The organism is Paenibacillus sp. PSB04 (genome assembly GCF_025809195.1).
In the GTDB taxonomy this organism is placed as follows: Bacteria; Bacillota; Bacilli; order Paenibacillales; family Paenibacillaceae; genus Paenibacillus_AQ; species Paenibacillus_AQ favisporus.
Genome location: NZ_CP081301.1, coordinates 2403108 through 2420465, shown reverse-complemented (window position 1 = coordinate 2420465; position 17358 = coordinate 2403108). Strand labels below are relative to the sequence as shown.

General features: G+C 44.8%; 15 protein-coding genes. 4 read left to right on the top strand and 11 right to left on the bottom strand.

Annotated features, from left to right (window positions below; all coding sequences use genetic code 11):
* Window positions 1-391: 391 nt before the first annotated feature.
* The gene (locus tag K2F33_RS11350) at window positions 392-1573 is read right to left on the bottom strand and encodes a DUF4317 domain-containing protein (protein ID WP_263881699.1); all 1182 of its coding nucleotides are present in this window, start codon (window positions 1571-1573) and stop codon (window positions 392-394) included.
* Between the two features lie 196 nt (window positions 1574-1769).
* Window positions 1770-2339 carry an SF0329 family protein gene (locus K2F33_RS11345; protein WP_263881698.1) on the bottom strand — a complete coding sequence of 190 codons (570 nt, stop codon included), beginning with the start codon at window positions 2337-2339 and terminating at the stop codon, window positions 1770-1772.
* A gap of 475 nt (window positions 2340-2814) precedes the next feature.
* Between K2F33_RS11345 and hcp the strand changes: the two genes are divergently transcribed.
* Entirely contained in the window at window positions 2815-4503 is a 1689-nt protein-coding gene (hcp, locus tag K2F33_RS11340; RefSeq protein ID WP_263881697.1) for a hydroxylamine reductase, read from the top strand.
* 68 nt (window positions 4504-4571) lie between these two features.
* Here the strand turns inward: hcp and K2F33_RS11335 are convergent, their stop codons facing one another.
* The 6 genes from K2F33_RS11335 to K2F33_RS11310 form a co-directional block, all read right to left on the bottom strand.
* Window positions 4572-6608: a DUF5054 domain-containing protein gene (locus K2F33_RS11335; RefSeq protein WP_263881696.1), complete on the bottom strand. Its 2037-nt coding sequence runs from the start codon at window positions 6606-6608 to the stop codon at window positions 4572-4574.
* A 479-nt stretch (window positions 6609-7087) separates the two neighbouring features.
* Entirely contained in the window at window positions 7088-7957 is an 870-nt protein-coding gene (locus tag K2F33_RS11330) for an aminoglycoside phosphotransferase family protein (RefSeq protein WP_251678614.1), read from the bottom strand.
* 327 nt (window positions 7958-8284) lie between these two features.
* Window positions 8285-8821: a hypothetical protein gene (locus tag K2F33_RS11325; RefSeq protein ID WP_263881695.1), complete on the bottom strand. Its 537-nt coding sequence runs from the start codon at window positions 8819-8821 to the stop codon at window positions 8285-8287.
* A 660-nt stretch (window positions 8822-9481) separates the two neighbouring features.
* Complete coding sequence (locus K2F33_RS11320; RefSeq protein WP_263881694.1) at window positions 9482-9907, bottom strand: hypothetical protein; 426 nt, start codon at window positions 9905-9907, stop codon at window positions 9482-9484.
* A gap of 234 nt (window positions 9908-10141) precedes the next feature.
* The gene (locus K2F33_RS11315; protein ID WP_263881693.1) at window positions 10142-11080 is read right to left on the bottom strand and encodes a phosphotransferase family protein; all 939 of its coding nucleotides are present in this window, start codon (window positions 11078-11080) and stop codon (window positions 10142-10144) included.
* Between the two features lie 200 nt (window positions 11081-11280).
* Window positions 11281-12261, bottom strand: coding sequence for an aldo/keto reductase (locus K2F33_RS11310; protein ID WP_212985435.1), 981 nt, complete (start codon window positions 12259-12261; stop codon window positions 11281-11283).
* Window positions 12262-12454: 193 nt separating this feature from the next.
* Here K2F33_RS11310 and K2F33_RS11305 point away from each other — a divergent pair, with 193 nt between their 5' ends.
* The 3 genes from K2F33_RS11305 to K2F33_RS11295 all read left to right on the top strand — a co-directional run bounded on the left by K2F33_RS11305 (window position 12455) and on the right by K2F33_RS11295 (window position 14522).
* The gene (locus tag K2F33_RS11305) at window positions 12455-13078 is read left to right on the top strand and encodes a CGNR zinc finger domain-containing protein (RefSeq protein ID WP_263881692.1); all 624 of its coding nucleotides are present in this window, start codon (window positions 12455-12457) and stop codon (window positions 13076-13078) included.
* A gap of 131 nt (window positions 13079-13209) precedes the next feature.
* Window positions 13210-14130, top strand: a complete 921-nt coding sequence (locus tag K2F33_RS11300) for a pyridoxamine 5'-phosphate oxidase family protein (RefSeq protein ID WP_263881691.1) — start codon at window positions 13210-13212, stop codon at window positions 14128-14130.
* Between the two features lie 23 nt (window positions 14131-14153).
* Window positions 14154-14522 carry a hypothetical protein gene (locus tag K2F33_RS11295; protein ID WP_076176581.1) on the top strand — a complete coding sequence of 123 codons (369 nt, stop codon included), beginning with the start codon at window positions 14154-14156 and terminating at the stop codon, window positions 14520-14522.
* 127 nt (window positions 14523-14649) lie between these two features.
* On the opposite strand, the gene K2F33_RS11290 is transcribed toward K2F33_RS11295, so the two are convergent.
* The 3 genes from K2F33_RS11290 to K2F33_RS11280 form a co-directional block, all read right to left on the bottom strand.
* Entirely contained in the window at window positions 14650-14946 is a 297-nt protein-coding gene (locus K2F33_RS11290) for a hypothetical protein (protein ID WP_263881690.1), read from the bottom strand.
* 328 nt (window positions 14947-15274) lie between these two features.
* Complete coding sequence (locus K2F33_RS11285) at window positions 15275-15814, bottom strand: GNAT family N-acetyltransferase (protein WP_263881689.1); 540 nt, start codon at window positions 15812-15814, stop codon at window positions 15275-15277.
* 384 nt (window positions 15815-16198) lie between these two features.
* Complete coding sequence (locus K2F33_RS11280; protein WP_263881688.1) at window positions 16199-17299, bottom strand: WG repeat-containing protein; 1101 nt, start codon at window positions 17297-17299, stop codon at window positions 16199-16201.
* Window positions 17300-17358 lie beyond the last annotated feature (59 nt).

Genomic DNA, 17358 nt, shown 5'->3' with positions numbered 1-17358 from the left:
GTTTCGGTGATGTTGTAAAAAATGAAAAACTCGAGATACATTTACTCCTGTTCCATTTAAAGAAGGCCCCGAAAATAAAAATCCGGAGACTGCCGGCGATCAGCTGGCAGTCAACATCGAATAATTAGAATGCGAACAGAACACAAAGTAGTTCTAACAAGACCCGCTGTTATGAAAGGAATAAACATCCTTTCCTCTTCTTTTGTCTCTAAGGGCTCTTTCTGCACACTCCTTTCCAGAAGTACACATGATAAATACACTAAATAATAAGCATGAATAAACCCCTCACGTTATACAGGTGAAATCTTAAAACCTGTCTACCGTGAGGGGAGCATCTTAATAAGCTACCGATATGACGTATGCAAAATCCAATTCAAAAGCTCTTTTCACTTCAATCCGCCTTCTCCAACAACGTCTCCGTCGTCAGCGTAAAGCCCTCAATAACAGCATCTTCGTCAACCTCAATCATAATGCAGCGTTTGCCTTGAAAGCTCACCTGTTTGATATACCTTAAATCCTGTGGACTGATCGTAATCGTAGCTACCTTGGTTTCGATCTTGATCGATTTGGACGTGAATTTCGGGATCACGCTGTTCGCCTTCAGTTCATAGTTCTTATCGTCAACGATGGTCTCAAAGGCCCGTTCCACGGCTTCCTTCGTCACGTTATCTACGCCGCTTGCGGTCAGCACGCGTTCCACATCGGTGTAATCCAGCTTCGCCGGTTCTTCCTCATCCTGGTGGGATTCAATCACTTGATGAATCTCCTCGTACACGTATGCGATCGTGGCGGAGTCCAGCTGTTCACCCGCCACTTCCTTCACGATGTCTTCAAAGATCTCTCGCTCTTCCATCGCCGTCACAGACCGTTCCGCATTCAACACATCAGAGATAAAGCGCTCATTCGGATCATTCGATTTCCCCGTAGCATAGAGAACCCGGTTCACGTCGGAATAATTGTCCGTCACGCTGGGATAGAAGAACCCTTGCTCCGGTGTGCTGAGCTTGATAATCGGATCCACAATAACATTGTACTTAAACTCTCTCTCCATATAGTCGAACAAGAGCGCCTTCCGCTGCTTTTCCGTAGAGTTCACGCTGCATAGAATGAACGGATGTCCGAACACTTCGTCGTTCCCGGTCTCCTCCGCTGCATCATTCCTCGCCTTGGTCGGCCGGTAGTATTGTCCGCGAACGAACGTGATGACCGTATCCCGTTCATACGTCGTGTCCGCCAACATTTTGTTCACGAGCAGCATCATCAGATCCTGCCACTCCTCCGGATCTCCCGTCTGGATCGCTTGGTGAAGCAGCACCTTCGACGGATCTTCCGCCTCATCCTGAAACTTAAGCTCGAACAGCTTATGATCCAATTCACCGGTCAGCAGCTTTTTGAAATTGCCCATGTACAGCTCCTGCTTCTCCCGGTCCACTAACTCAAAGGGATTCCGCTCCCAGTGATAAATCTCGTTCGTTTCTTTCATAATGTACACGTTCAGAATATCGAAAATCTTCATCAATTCATTATCCATCTTAAACTGCTTGCGGATGTGCGCGATTTCTTTCTTGTTCATAGTTCGTCAGACAACTCCTAGAAAGTAAAATTGGCTTTATCAGTATAAACGAAACAAAAACCCTTCGCTATATCGAATGAACTAAAGCCATGTTATAGGCCGCGATCGGGCGCTTACAACAAGGAAGTTCCGATACAACAACTCTAGTTCAATCGATATAGACGGGGTTCTCGTCAAATACGAAGGTTATAGATTCTCAACATGTGCTGCGCCGCAGCTCATAAAAATACTGCACAACAGGATGCTTTAACTTCATTTTCTCGGACATGTTTAGAATCCGCTTTTTCCCAACACGTCTGTCCACCAAAGCCAGAATATTCAGTAAAATATCTTTGCTCTCGATGTTTTCTTCTATAGAAGTAGATAAAAATTGATTAGCTAGCGCGACAAAATTGGATTTGCTTAATGAAGCCTGGGCTGACATAAGCTCCTTGGCATACCCTGTTATCTTTCGGTTTCTAGCAATGACTTTTAGACGATCCTCCGGAACGGTACCCTTGGTATCCTTTCGGACCGCTTCCATTTCCTCATCGCTGATCGGAATTTGGATATCCGGGTCATTCTTAATTTCCAGCTCCGTCTGATACCACCTGATTGGACTCGCTTTATCATTCATTCGGAGGACGTCCTTTTTATCGACCGAAATATAACAAAGCCCTGCTTTATCCGGTAAATAACGATAACCCGTTGCACGGTATTCTACCCTTCCAACCAACGCAGGACTGAGAAAACTCTCCAGCTGCTGCTTCAATTTACTCCAGGACATAGTTCCTCCTATATTCTCAAACCAAGCTATCTTTTATTTAAAAATCATATCTCGTTTCATTGTGCCTCTGTTCAGTATGAATAAACGCATGCTAAAAAACAACCCACAAAGTCTGCACTTTCATTCTCCTTCGTTTCGGTGTCACACTTCTTTCCGTAGGACCGGAACAAATCATCAAGGTCCTTCGTTTCAAAATCAACCAATGCCGCTCCACTTCTTTTTCAAATTGGCCGAGCATTTCTTTATCTTGTTCCCTTTAGTAGGTGCCTTGATTTGCCCATATATTTCGGCCAGTCGCCGATCGGTCACCGTTTGTTCTTCGCCTCCGGATCGTACGTCATGTTCGTCTGTCCTTTAGTGATGTTCATCACTTTTTCGGTGATCGCAGCGGAGTATACTGTTTCTGACAGTCCAATGACAACGCGGAGGTATGTTGACCTTAGGCGACCAATCACTCACGAAACGGGGGAGAATCATGAATAACAACGCGACAGAGCCGTCCTTGAATCATCAGCCGTCCATGTTCTGCTTTCAATGCCAGGAAGCATCCAAAGGAACCGGCTGCACCCTTGTCGGCGTATGCGGCAAACCGCATGACGTAGCGAACCTGCAGGATTTGCTGATTTATCTGCTGAAAGGGATCTCTTTTCTTAGTCTGGATGTCCGGCTGCCTGTAGTGCTTGAACAGCGCTTATCGCTGTTTATCATGGACTCCTTGTTTGTCACCATTACGAACGCCAACTTTGACCGCGGGGTTTTTGTGGGGAAAATCCGGGAAGCGATCGCGCTCCGCGACGAGGTGCGTGCCTATTATAACGAACAATATCTGGACGGAACGGCTCATCTCCCCGATGCAGCCGTTTGGGAAGCGGATCAAGAAACCGCAATGGATGAAAAAGCACGTACAGTTGGTGTCCTCTCCACCCCCAACGAAGACATCCGCTCGCTGCGCGAATTGATTACGTACGGCTTGAAGGGGATGGCTGCTTATACGTACCACGCGCTTCATCTCGAGCGAGATGACATCGAATTGAACCGGTTTATGCGCCGTGCGCTTGCGGCTACGCTGGACGACAGCCTTGAGGTGCAGGATCTGGTCGCTTTGACGATGGAAACCGGAAAATACGGCGTAACCGCCATGGCGATGCTGGACGAAGCGAACACATCCGTGTACGGACATCCGGAAATTACGAAGGTTAATATCGGGGTTCGAAACCGGCCCGGTATTCTTATCAGCGGCCACGACCTGAAGGATTTGGAGGAGTTGCTGAAGCAGACGGAAGGAACCGGCGTGGACGTGTACACGCACAGTGAAATGCTGCCCGCCCACTATTATCCGGCTTTCAAGAAATATGAGCATTTTGTAGGCAATTACGGAAATGCCTGGTGGAAGCAGAACAGCGAATTTGCCTCCTTTAACGGGCCGATTCTAATGACGACCAATTGTATCATTCCGCCGAAGGACAGTTATAAGGACCGGATTTATACGACGGGCAACACCGGGTTTCCGGGCGTCCGCCATATCCCGGAGGCAGCGGACGGCGTTACCAAGGACTTCTCCGTACTGATCGAGCAGGCAAAAGAGTGCCCGCCCCCAACGGAGCTGGAAACCGGCGAGATCATCGGCGGCTTCGCCCATGCGGCTGTGATGAACGTGGCCGACCAAGTCGTCGATGCCGTGAAATCCGGCGCGATCCGCCGATTCTTCGTCATGGCCGGCTGCGATGGACGGATGAAATCCCGGAATTATTACACCGATTTTGCGGCTGCACTTCCACAGGATACGGTCATCCTGACTGCAGGCTGTGCCAAATACAAGTACAATAAGCTGGATCTGGGCGACATCGGCGGAATCCCGCGGGTTCTGGATGCCGGGCAGTGCAACGATTCCTACTCCCTGGTCGTCATTGCCTTGAAGCTGAAGGAAGTATTCGGCCTGGAGGATATCAACGAGCTGCCGATTTCCTACAACATTGCCTGGTACGAGCAAAAAGCGGTGATCGTGCTGATTGCCCTGCTGTATCTTGGCGTCAAAAATATCCACCTGGGCCCTACGCTTCCTGCATTCCTGTCGCCTAACGTGGCCCAAGTCCTCGTGGACAACTTCGGGATCGGCGGCATTACCAATGTGGAAGATGACATGAACCTGTTCCTGGGTGCCTGATTTCTGCATCCAAACTAGAAAAGAAGACACTCAGGAGGATCCTGTTGTCTTCTTTTCTTTTAGACTTTTTATCCCAGCACTAACTCAAACCGGGTGAAAATATCTTCTTCATACCACATCGTGAAATTCGTTCCCCATGTGGTGTTCAATAGTGTAAACGTAAATTTATGGTTGTCTGGATGGTATTTGTTGTTATAGCTTAGATTGTTATTAGTTCCGATTCCCAAGAGAGGGGCATCAATCGGTTTAATGTTGATTTTTTTATCGCTGCCATCGTACATTAACTCTTCAATCATGTGCTGCAGCTTATTTCCGTGACCTACCACTTCAAATGGTGAAATCACGGTATCCATTTTACGAATCTTCGTTAAGTACGGCGAATTCAGACGTGGTGTCATATCAAAAGAATAAATTTCCGGATAACGAATGGCATCTTTATCCTTCAATAAAAGTGCAATTTCAACTTTATCTCCAAATTGATATTTAACCTTTACCACTCTTGGAGCACCATACTCCTCCACAGCTCTTTGGCTATACTTTAAAGTGGCAATGATCGAATCATTTTCCTTAACTAATTTAATAACATGTGGTGTGAAATGTTCATTCCATTGAATGCGTTTTTGGATTTCCATTCCTGGCTTTAAGAAGTCAATGGCCCACCAATTATGTTGCAGCTCACGCAAATAGTTGTAACGCAGGTTATCATAGTCATTTTGCCCGGCAATGGTATAGCTCAGCACCCCGAGTTTGCTGTCCTGATCAAAGTAAAGGATTCCATCCTTTTCTAAGTGGTTGATAGAACCATCGCTCGCAAACATCACTTGATACCCGTTGATCGAAATCAATTCTTCCAAACCACATTCAGTCCCTTGGTTTTCAAAAATATGATATGGAACTTCGATCCGTTTTTTAATGTTATGTTGATCTTCAGGCTCCAAACAAGCGATTGCACGATCAATGTTCTTGCGTTGCTCTTTCCATGAAGACTCATAAAATTTGTACGAACGATCCGTCCACTCATTATAAGTGAATTTCATTTCGCCAACCGTTGCATCTTTAACAATGCCATAAGCGTAGGTTAAATCAGCATCGGTAATTTGGTCTAAACTGCGCGCTCGCTGGAAGTCTTTCTTTTCATAATTCGTATAGTCACTGAAATAGCGTTTGATATCCATTCCCCAAGTATGCTCTGGAACTAACATCGCATAGAAATTCGCTTCATCATTTTCGATTTGGTGATCAGACATGTAATTCGTTAAAATCCGGTAATCACGAATGATTTTCGGATCAGACATCGTTCCGTGAATCCATGTGTCCCCAATCTCCTCTGTAATCACTGGCAGTTGGTCACGTACTTCCCAAAGTTCATTGGCAAACTGATCCATGGAAGTCATTTCAAGCTCATAGTCCGGATACGCATTCGCCATTTTTGACAAGTAAGCGTTAATTTTCTCTTTTGTTCCTGGACCACTATTATCATGAGTATGCATAAACGCCAGCTTGTTATCCATGCAATCCACTCCGATGACGCCGCCATAGTCGTCTGAATAAGAGACAATGATCTCACTTTCGCCATGCTTCCATAAAAATGTATCTGGAACTTCTGGAATGGAGCTCGAGCCATTTACACCAATGTGCAGGAATTTAACTCCTTGACGATATAACTCATCCACAATCCCGATCGTATGTCCTGGGACGTCCGTCATTTTTGAGCTTGTTGTTGTGTATCCATAACGAGCATCTAACTTCTTTGAGATTGAAATGATGTAATGTAAAGTTTGAGGTGTCATCGCTTCAGAGTGAAACGTACACGGGATGGCGTGCCAGCGTATGTAACCTTTCTTGATGGCGTCGTCCAGCTTTTGACAAGCTTCTTCATCCATGTTTTTGAAGTAATATTCAATAATAAAGCTGCCTGTTGTCCAAACAAAGTCTTTGCCCTCTTTTCTTAAGTCTTCCGCTAAAGTGATTGCGTTTTGAATGTATTCATGGCAATACTTGTGCAGGACATTTTCTGCTAAATCGGTAAAACCAATGTCCAAATGAGTTTTGTTGACCACATAGATTTTTTTCATTGCTATCATCACGCCTTTCTTAGTCATCATACGTCGTGAATATCTACTAACGAGAATATGAATTTGGATCGTGTTATCTGATATGATAAACGCCCAAACGACATCATTCTTTGAACGAACGAGACAACATTTTGTATGGTGTGGACATGATGATGAATAAATGATCATTGTACCGGCGATGTGCTCCATATCGAAATGTGTAATTGTGGTTCTCCCTATTGAGGTTATAACGTCATCGTTTGCTGACCAGTTCTTACTTTCACCAATAAATAAAATAAAGGAGTTATTAAGAGGAATGTTTAGCGTAGCAGGGCTGCCGACAATACATACATTGCCGTATTATATGCTGTCTCCGGCAATAATTTGGTTTATTGTTCTATGCTGCCCGTTTACTTCAATAAAAAAGGAGCAGCTGCCGGCCCACGGCATTCTGCTCCCTTATGTTGAACTATCGTTTTCCGATAGTTCAATGAGCGTTAGAAGTTAGTGATTCTTTTCTTAATCAAGTATTACTCTGATAGTACTAGATCGAGCCAGGATCTCGCCTCCTGATACAGAACTGGATTGTTTTCCGGCGTGTAGTAAGCCAGTACTCCCACTGCCTGAGAAACGACCCATCCTTTGGCTCTTGCCCACGTAGCATCGTCCGTCGGAAGATATTCACGGAACGCATCACGGGCCGCCGGCGAGTGTAACTTCCAAGCGACCATGACATCGCATGCAGGATCGCCAATGCCCATTGTAGCCCAATCGATCACACCGGTGATACGTTTATTTCGCACGAGCCAGTTACGCGCGTCAAGATCACCGTGATGCCAAACCGGCGGGCCTTTCCACTTAGGCGCAGCAAGCGCCGATTCCCAAACAGTAGACACCGAGGGATCGCCATCGAACCGCGCCAGCCAATAGCGGAACTCCTCATCCAGTTGAGCCAAAGGAATGCCGCGGCCCGGCGGCCCGCCCGATGGATCGAGTTGTTGCAGCGTTGCAACGAACGCCGCAAGATCACGCGCGGCCTGAATCGCATCAATCTCCTCTATCGGTACAGTCTCGCCTTCAACCCAAGTATGGATCTCCCAAAACCACGGATATTCACTATTCGGATGTCCCTGAGCGATAGGTACGGGGATTTCAAGCGGAACCAATGGCGCCAGCTTAGGCAGCCAAATAAACTCGCGACTATCTGGTGTCGAAGGCCCCTCCCGCCGCGAGAGCCGAACAGAAAATTCGTCGCCTAGCCTGAAGACGGCGTTCTCTGTGCCAGCAGGCTCGATCCGTCGCAGTGACAGCCCTGCCCAGTGGGGAAACTGGGCGACAAGCAGTCGGCGCACGAGCGCCTCATCAATTTCTATTTCGTCGTCGTGCATCTTCTCACCCATTAGTCGACTCCTCCTCGTCCGCATTCACGTTTGTAATTCGAGTCCTGCATCATGTGATCAAATGTTGTTCGCACCCTAACACCTCTTTAGTTCGTTGCTCTCGTATAACGAGTCCTCACAGCCGCTTGTTCCTGAATCACTGCGCTGTTATCAATAAACAGAACTTGACCACCATCGAAATGGTATCAAAAAAGAGTCAATTAATCTGATCATACCTAATTATAGTTAAACTATGCTGCCCGTTAGCTTAACATGAGCAGGCTGCAACAGCCTGCTCAACATTAAGTTTTATTCAACTAACGTTTCCCGTTATTCAACATGTGACATTTATTTTTTAGTTTTTCCATGATAGTATTTTCCATCATAAACCCCATCTTTCCATACGATATCACCATTACCTGCTAAAGCCTCAATTTTTAGGTGGTCTGAGGATTCTTCCAAATTATCGAAATAGGTAAACCAAAATCGTCCTTGATCTGTTGAAACCATTTTTGCTTGTTGATTTACTGTCGTTTGTCTTACGATCACATTTTGTATTTCGTCATCGATAATCAACCCTGCGAATGTCAGTTTTGGAATGTTAGGGTCATTTGTCATTCCCCAAGTAAAACCATCTATTGGGTTTAGCTCGGCATTTCCACTTATATTCCAGTATTTTGTTTTATTAGAAAAGTAAGCATGCCGAAATCCCGATTCGTCTTTATACAAGACAATCATTCCATTTTCTACTTCTTCTTGATACAGTAACTCAAATGGTTTACCTGTCTTCTCTAATAATTTGTCAATTTTATCCTCAGTCGATGAGCAACCTGTAATAAGAATCATTAGTAAAATAAGTAAAAAAATCCTTCTCACCAAAATCACCACCATACCTTCTTATGAAATACAAATTCCAATAAACAAACTTCTCCTGCATGTTTTATGTATTTAGACGTTATCAAATGATTAAAGTTCCATATTTTAACAAAACACCAAAACTACCCTTATTACACTAACCTGCCCGTAAGCTTAAGGCGATAATGCCAAATAAATTAATGCCTTGCCTTCAACCCTTCAGTTTCTGCTCTTGCGCTTCCTGACTAGCCTCTCTATGACTCGTCGGGAAAAAGTTGTCCTTTTCATTTCGATCTGTCGCATAGCCTCGATTGCAGTTATCAGTCCGTCTTCCACTCCTGATACACCCGAAGAAAACGATCATCGATCTCCTTCTGTTTGTGCAACCTCAATACCTTCCGCCTGTCATTGCCAGTTTTTCTTACGCTCCTGTTCAGTTACGTATGCCAGGAGGCTTAAAACTGATCCTCCATCCTCTTACCGAAGTCAACCATTGTTTTGAAATTCCGTCTGTCGAACAAGATTTCATTATCCAGGCAGACAATGTCCGCCAACGAGAACTTAAATGAAGCAACAGATGGAATGGGTGGACAAATATCAATTGAGTCTGATCATGTAACTTATGTTACTAATGAAAAAATAAGCCATTGTTTCGCCGGATCGGGGCAATAACAATGACTTATTATATTATTATTTCATTTCATTAATATATTCTTGAACAAAACTATCAATCTGTTTTTTGGTAACTAGTAAACATAATGCCGGTCCAGTTTCAGTAGCTATATATTGATTTATTTCTCCTGCATCTAGTACAAATATTAGCCTATAAAGAACATCATCTATACCGTTTCTTGTTGATTCAGGAATGTAATATACAGAAAGGCCAGGATCTTGTGTTGTAAATACCTTTGGAGTGATTGTATCTATATTTTTCATATCCAAAAAAGCAGAAATTAGATCCTTCTGTAAACAAGAAATATCGGCTTTCAATTCTGGAAAGCTAGTACCAAAACGAAAAAAGACTGTGCTGATTATCCCTTCTTCTTCTTTTTCTTTTAATATAATCTCAAATTCACAACCATTAATTGGGTACGCTGCATCCGTTAAGATGGCCATACTTCTCCTCTTTTCTCGATAATTTTACCAACTCCAATTACTAAGTTGCCAAACAACCTTTGGAGCGTTTTGAAAGTATACAGTCGAAATAATAAACCCGTAGATTATGGAATAGTTTTACTTTTCGATCCTTTTACTGATCTATCCTACCCGTTAGATGAGGAATAAGGCAGCCGCTTTGGGGTCGGCTGCCTTCAAATGTCTTCATTAAGCTATCGTGTTCCGCACAATCTGCTAATCCATCGTAATATCTACTACTTGTTTCGCGAATGCAGCATAGGGTTTGACTAGATCCGGCCTTTGATCAATAGACCACCTAAGGTTATCAAAAGCCCGTAATAACAGATAATTCCTTATGCCAGAAAGGTCTTCTCCAATTATTCCGTATCCATCTATAAACGCTTCGAATTCTTCAGCATTTGGGCTTTCATCCAGCCCCAGGATTTGGTAATGCATCAATTGAGCAACAGTTGCATGTGGTACCACGCTTACTTTTGCATTCCAATCCAGCAAGATCACTTGGTTTTCCTGATTGATAATCGTATTCTTTAAGGAGATATCACCATGGATTAATCCGAAACGGAACGGTTCACTCTTTATATCCTCAAACCGTTGTTTTATTCTCTGTGATTCCGCCTGATTGATTACTCCAAGTTCAATCAAGGGATCATGCTCAGTCAAACTATTTATATTATGCTGTACATACCCTTGCCATGTACCGTCTGATCCAGCATGAGGTGGTGACTGAAACTCTCCGTGGACAGGATCAATCAGATTTTCCCCGTATCCCTTCACTTGAATAGAATCAATACGCTTGGCATATTCGCCCAGTCTTCTCCAAATAATAGACTTTTGTACAGTACTGTCTCCCCCGTTGACTCCCTCAATAAAGCCTTGAATCATATATGCTGTCTCATCAACAATGCCAATGGACATGACCTTAGGTCCAGGAACGCCTACTTCAGCTGCTTGCTCGATACACCATTTCTCTTTGATAAAGCTTTGATATTCATCCTTTACGTTCATGCGGACAACCACTTTATTGATCTCTGTTTCAACTACGCATACCTGATTTGTGATGCCTTTTCCTTCGATCTGATAAGAGGTTTTAACTTCTTCCTGAAGAAAATGGCCTGCAATTCGTGCTGCTTGTTTAACTAAAGACTCTTTCATGGTGAGTTGTATCCTCCCTCAAGTACCCTGCTTTGAATAGTTTACCACGAACTTATTTGGGAGATCGTTTGATGAACTATACTGCCCGTTAGCTTAATAAAATGAGCAGGCTGCAGCAGCCTGCTCAACATCAAGTTTTATTCAACTAACGTTCACCGTTAGTTTATTTCAATCAACACTTTCCTATCGAATATTCCCTGCTACAAGTTTACGCTTCTCATATCCGGATATCGGGTTCCGAAGGCCGCTCCTTTGGGAGCAGTTTCGTCAATTCGCACCAAATCCTCTTGAGTCAGTTCGACAGAGATAGCACCGATATTTTCCTCCAGGTACTTCCTGCGTTTGGTTCCTGGAATGGGTACGATGTCGTCTCCTTGTGCCAACAGCCAAGATAAAGCTAATTGGGACGGCATGACACCTTTCTCGGCGGCTATTTCTTTTACTCGTCTTACGAGTTCCAAATTTTTAATGAAATTATCACCTTGAAACCGGGGTGAGAACCGTCGATAATCATCATCCGCCAAGTCTTCAAACTTTTGGATTTGACCTGTAAGAAATCCGCGTCCGAGCGGACTGTATGGCACAAAGCCAATACCGAGTTCGCGACAAACCGGCAAAATCTCATCCTCCACATCGCGGCTCCAGAGTGAATACTCCGTCTGCAGCGCCGTGATCGGGTGTACGGCGTGCGCTCGCCGAATAGTCGCAGCGGCGGCTTCTGACAACCCGATATAGCGGACTTTGCCCTCACTCACCAGTTCGGCCATAGCGCCGACCGTCTCTTCGATCGGCGTATTTGGGTCTACCCTGTGCTGATAGTACAGGTCGATATAGTCAATGCCAAGGCGCCGAAGGCTGGCGTCACAAGCTGCTTTTACATATTCCGGACTGCCGTTGATCCCCAGAAATTTACCATCTTCACTTCGCACATTGCCGAATTTCGTTGCCAGAATGACTTCGCTGCGCCGGCCTTTCACCGCTCTGCCGATTAGCTCTTCGTTTTTCCCGACGCCATACATATCAGCCGTGTCCAGAAAAGTAACTCCCACTTCTATAGCTCTATGTATGGTCCGAATGGCCTCTTCTTCATCACGACCGCTGTAAAAGTCGGACATGCCCATACAACCGAGTCCGAGCGCTGATACCTTTAAGCCGCTGTTACCTAACGATCTTTGCTTCATTATTCATTCACACCTTTCCATCCAAGAATTGGAATATATTCATCTTACATCTTAAAGTACACTCTAAGGCAAGCATTATTTATCTTCCCCTCACTTGATCGCAACCTTATCGACGGGCCATGGCGACGTTCTAGGCGAATAACAGCAGAAAGACTATAATGATGAAGAATAAGTTTGTAAGGAGTTCGGTAAGATGCCTAAGAAAATTGCCCCTGCTTTTCAATTTATCGGGAATCATCCAGCACTGGATTTTATCAATACGAAAATTGCGGTGGGCGGACAACCCGTAGAATTACTGTGTAGCTGGGAAGACGTGCTTGAATGGTTATCCCTAATGAATTTCTACACGAAAGAACAACTCAATGCTGTGATACAGAAATGGGAGTACGGGAAAGGAGAATCGCTGGTTGAGGAAGCAATAGAGCTTAGAAAAAGTATGCTCACGATGGTCCAGAATAGAACGCGGAATATGGAAGTCTCGGAAGAGGACATGTCATGTATCAACAAGGTACTTCAAGAGCAGGTCATCACCACAAAACTGATCAGAACCGATCACCGATTTGCTGCCGAGAAGCAGGTAGCCCTTCGGAAACCGAGCGATTTACTCATTCCCGTAGCAGAGGCTGCCGTCGATCTATTCTGTCATTATGATATTCGTCTGATCAAGAAGTGCGAGAACCCGGCATGCGTACTTTATTTTTATGACAATAGCAGGAACAGCACCCGCCGATGGTGCAGCCAGAAAACGTGCGGCAACCGCATGAAAGTCACGGCCTATTTGGAGCGGCATAAAAATAAAGATACCAAGGAGTCCTAGATTCATAATTGTCTAGGACTCTTTTTTTTGCAGTCATTTATTAATACTCATATTTAATATTTACAGGTTAAATAAATCAATATATAATACCCATAAGAAGTTTATGATGGTTAAAAAAGGAGGTGTAATACGTGATTAGTGTGTATCATGCCGGGGAATTGGCCGTTCAAAAGCTGGCGGGTGAAGAATTTCTCGCGGAACAGAACAGTAAAAGCATAAGGTCTGTTATTTTTAAGGGTGCCATGGCATTTATCCAGACACAATCCATGATCATTGCTTCCACTGTTGGTGAGAACGGGAAGGTATGGATATCCTTTTTAACCGGTGAACCAGGGTTCATCAGCGCTGCATCGGAGACTATGGTAACCATCATGGCCTGTCCTCCTGCAAGCGATCCCCTCATCAAAAATTTGCTTTCTAACCCGGAGATCGGATTGCTTGCGATCGATTTCAACCGAAGAATCCGAATGAGAATAAATGGAAAGGGAGAAATCGATGAGAGCGGACGATTGACGGTAACAACGGAGCAGGTATACGGTAACTGCCCCAAATACATACAGAAGCGATCGCTCCAACCGAGTGGGGGGTTCCGCCGGACGCAAAGATATGCACAACACAGCAACAAGATAAGTTCCGAGCAACAGGAATGGATTCGCCTAGCGGATACTTTTTTTATTGGCAGCGCAAGTTTGGAAGGGAAAATGGACGCCTCTCATCGTGGAGGTCATCCTGGGTTCGTAGAATTGTTGGATGAGAGTACCCTTCTTTTTCCGGATTATTTCGGGAATTCCATGTTTAATACGCTTGGCAATCTTTACAGCAATCCGAACACCGGTATGTTGTTTATTGACTTTCAAGCGGGACATTCGCTTCAACTGACCGGGCGCTCCTATATCATTTGGGATAAGTGCCAGATTGCTCTTCATCCGGGGGCAGAGCGGCTGGTTCGGTTTGAGATCGATGAAGTTCTGTATATTGAAAATGACACGCCGATTATCTGGGACTTTCACGAGTTTTCCCCTGCAAATCCATCTCTTGTACGCCATTATTAAAAATGAAATTGGAGGTATTCAAAATGTCAGTTTCCAATAAATTTGTCATCATCATTCAAGCGAATCAACAGGATCTCGGTAAGGCAGTTCATGGTTTGTTGTACGGGCAGGAGCTGCACGAAGAGGGCTTTGAGGTTGCAGTTCTCTTTGACGGAGCCGGAACGGAGTGGCCAAACGAACTCAGCAAGGCGGATCATCCATTTAACGGTTTGTATAAGCAGGTGTTGAAATCGGGGATCGTGAAGGGCGGCTGCCAAGCCTGTTCGGGATTCTTCGACGTGGAGGACGAAATCCAGGAAGCTGGGATCTCTTTGGTCGGAAACGAATTGACCGGGGGACATATTCCGTTCGCACAATATATAAAGGATGGCTTTTTCCCAATCGTTCTGTAAATGAGCGGGATAAGGATCACGCGTAAAATTTATAGTATTCTGCCTGTTAGTTTAAGAAAAAGGCAGCCGGCTTTTGTGGCGGCTGCCTTCAAATGTCTTCATGGAGCTATCGTTCCCCGATAGCTTATTACTTCAAGTCTTTCATCACCCTTAACTCAATCTCAGCACCTGATTCAACAAGAAGATAGATATGCTCGTTGCGCCTAGGGTCTGTACAATAATTCTCAAACGATTGGGAAGATGGAAACCAGATGATATGAATCTCAATGAGACGATCAGGGCTTTGGAGTCTTCTTTCCAATTTCGCGCCGTGCTCATGAAGTAAAGGTAGTACATGACTTTCATATTCATTAAATTTCTCTACGCCTTCTTCCGGAATCTTTGCCGTCATTACGTAAAGCTGAGCAATGGACTTTTCATTCACCGGAGCACCTCCAACCTGAAGCATTTGATCCAGCTTCGCAAACTGGGTCCCTTATACCAAACCATTTCGCATATTCATTATACAGCAATTGGAAGTATCCTCCCCGTTAGCACAACGCGGCTGCCGATTATACGGCAGCTCGCGTATTTGTGTATTTATTGAGCTATCGTTTCCCGTTAGCTTTATGTCTACAAATTGCCTCTGGCACTAGGCTCATCAAGAAGCTTGGAGCATTTTTAATTCGATCCGTAAAACGAGCGTTTATGGCTGCAGATCACCTGAGACAATATCCAATTACAAATGGTCCACGGAGACCGTGGACCATTGCTTATTTTCTGTAGCTTCTGTAATAAAAGTAACTATCATTTTCCATATAAAATTGGTTATCCCTTATAGGCGTTCGTTTTTCAAGCAATTTAAATCCACATTTTTCAGCCAATTTGTTCGAGGGAACATTGGCACAATTAATTGTCAGGATTAAATACTTAACATCAGATACCTCAAAGCACCATTCTGCCAAGGCACTTATCGCTTCTCTGGTATATCCGTTCCTTTGGTGCTTTTCTGACATGAAATATCCCAGTTCGATTTCATTTAGCTTCTCTTTAAGCCCCACTCCTATGCTACCAATCATCTCATCGGTGTTTGGCAAGGCAATCGCGTAGGAACGGCCAATGGAAATATCCGTATTATCCGATTGCTTTTGATACTGATCAATCAATCCATAATAATCCTTCGGATGTGCGCGTCCGTCAGCCCAATCTGGCATATAGCGGTATACAGCCGATTCCCTGGCTATTGAATAAAATCTTTTAGCATCTTTTTTTTCCAATGTTCTTATAACAACATTTTGAGTTTCTATGCGCATGGCAGATACTCCTCCTAATACAAATTTTGTTCGCTGCTCATTTGTTTACCTATTAACATACACAAAATTGACAGGGGGGCACTTTACATTCACTAACGGCTTTCGTCTTCAAGTCTCCTCGCCAATTCTTGTTTCAATTCTGCTGGACTCATGTGAAGTAAAGAAAAGAGCTTTTCATCGTTTAAAAAGTCATCCGCAGTATAGTCAGGCTTGTGCTTCAAACAGTTTATCACACACTTTTTTGGAAAGTACGTTTATAACTAAACTATACTGTCCGTTAGCTTAACGAAAAATGAAACAGTTGCCAACGGCAAGTTAGTTTCGATGAGTTAGCTGTAATGCGCTCTTTTTCCGATACAAACCGTGAAGCTCGGTTGTTCTGCCTTACTGTGGCTTTGTCACTCCGTTCGGAAGTTCGGAAGCCGGCGGCCAGACGATCGCTCCGCTGCGGTTCACGTACCCTCTGATTTCCTCGCGCGAATTCGGAACGAGCAAACTGATCACCGCCAATTCGCCTTTAAAATCGTCAGCCCAATAAAATTTCGACTTGATCACAAAACGGCCGGATGTATTGATATAGCCGTACCTCTGCCCCTGGCTGGCCGGAGCCAGGCCGCCCTTGAACAAACCTCCGGCTCTAATGCCCTGGATGACTTTGGTGCCCTTCTTGTTGATATAAAAGGTGGCTCCATTACGCTCGACAAAAGCCAGTCCTTCTGAGAACGGCTGCGCCATGCTGAACTGCGGTGTTAGCAGGTAATTGCCGTTTTTATCGATGTACCCGTATTTTCCGTTCACGTAAACTACTGCCGCCCCGTTTGAAAACGGCATGGCGTGATCATACCGGGGTGTAATGCGGAGCTTGCCGGTGGTGTCGATATAGCCGTATTTGCCGCCGTACGCAAGCATTACGGCCGCCATACCTTCGGAGAAATCGGACGTCGAGCTATACCGATATGGAATGACCAGCTCGCCCTCCGTGTTGATGTACCCCGCTGCTTTGCCCACATTGACCCGAGCCAGACCTTCAGAGAAATTATACGCCTTGGCGTAGATGGGCTGTATGCTCACCTTGCCATGGCTGTCTATATATCCGTACCGTGTCGCCGTAGATCCGTCAGCGTTCTGAACCTGCGTCGTATACAGCGCACGGTCATTAAAAAGAACGCTGGCACCTCTCAGCTTGTATTCGAACAGCTCACTGCCCGCCGAACTGAAGTAATATTGCTTTTTAGCCGCATGGTCCTCGACATACACCTTCCCTCCGGATACTCCTGAATATCCGTATCCGTCGTACAACGGCTCGATAATCTCCTTGCCTTTGCCGTTGATGAAACCGTATTTTCCGTTAACTTCAATCGGATACAGTTGATCGCCTGTCTGCGCCTGCATAACGGTCGCACTGGCAGCTTGAGATTGCCCCGCCACGTTTGTACTGAATACCATCGTCGTAAATATAAGAGTAACAGCCATCTTTTTAAGCAACTGTTGTCCACGCTCCCTCAGAGACTATTTTCCATTCTTTAGTATTGACGACGCTTGTA